Raw genomic sequence first — 1317 nt, 5'->3', positions numbered from 1 at the left:
AAAGCAAAAAACCCCAGTCATATCTGACTGGGGTTTTCTGGGCTGTAAGAGCCTGACGATGACCTACTTTCACACGGGAACCCGCACTATCATCGGCGCAAAGTCGTTTCACTGTCCTGTTCGGGATGGGAAGGAGTGGGACCAACTTGCTATGGTCATCAGGCATAACTTGGTGCTGGGCAGTTTTTGTGAACTGCCTGGCGAATTCATAGAGTCTGGAATCAGATTTTGTGTATTTGACTGCGTCTAACTTGGCATAACAGACTTTGAGCTTCACGCTGGTTGCGTGTTGGCTATCAAAGTTATAGGGTCAAGCCGCACGAGCAATTAGTATCAGTTAGCTTAACGCATTACTGCGCTTCCACACCTGACCTATCAACGTCCTGGTCTTGAACGACTCTTTAGGGGGCTCAAGGCCCCGGCAGATCTCATCTTGAAACGAGTTTCCCGCTTAGATGCTTTCAGCGGTTATCTCTTCCACACTTAGCTACTCGGCAATGCCACTGGCGTGACAACCGATACACCAGAGGTGTGTCCACTCCGGTCCTCTCGTACTAGGAGCAGGCTTCCTCAAATCTGCAGCGCCCACGGAAGATAGGGACCAAACTGTCTCACGACGTTTTAAACCCAGCTCACGTACCTCTTTAAATGGCGAACAGCCATACCCTTGGGACCGGCTACAGCCCCAGGATGAGATGAGCCGACATCGAGGTGCCAAACACCGCCGTCGATATGAACTCTTGGGCGGTATCAGCCTGTTATCCCCAGAGTACCTTTTATCCGTTGAGCGATGGCCCTTCCATACAGAACCACCGGATCACTATGTCCTGCTTTCGCATCTGCTCGACTTGTCAGTCTCGCAGTTAAGCACGCTTATGCCATTGCACTATCGTCACGATGTCCGACCGTAACTAGCGTACCTTCGAACTCCTCCGTTACGCTTTGGGAGGAGACCGCCCCAGTCAAACTGCCTACCATGCACTGTCCCCGATCCAGATAATGGACCTAGGTTAGAACCTCAAACACACCAGGGTGGTATTTCAACGTTGGCTCCATGAGAACTAGCGTCCTCACTTCAAAGCCTCCCACCTATCCTACACAGATCTGTTCAAAGTCCAATACAAAGCTACAGTAAAGGTTCATGGGGTCTTTCCGTCTTTCCGCGGGGAGATTGCATCATCACAAACATTTCAACTTCGCTGAGTCTCAGGAGGAGACAGTGTGGCCATCGTTACGCCATTCGTGCAGGTCGGAACTTACCCGACAAGGAATTTCGCTACCTTAGGACCGTTATAGTTACGGCCGCCGTTTACTGGG

The 1317-nt window shown here is 51.1% G+C and carries 2 rRNA genes (1 of these 2 cut by a window edge); both read right to left on the bottom strand.

What is annotated here, in order from left to right:
* Positions 1-50 precede the first annotated feature (50 nt).
* Positions 51-163 (bottom strand): 5S ribosomal RNA (gene rrf, locus ACTJKQ_RS09375).
* Positions 164-306: 143 nt separating this feature from the next.
* Positions 307-1317 (bottom strand): 23S ribosomal RNA (locus ACTJKQ_RS09370); it runs 1868 nt beyond the window's last position.

This window comes from Acidovorax sp. 22279 (genome assembly GCF_052045435.1).
Classification (GTDB): Bacteria; Pseudomonadota; Gammaproteobacteria; order Burkholderiales; family Burkholderiaceae_C; genus Acidovorax; species Acidovorax delafieldii.
This window is presented reverse-complemented; position numbering and strand designations above follow the sequence as displayed.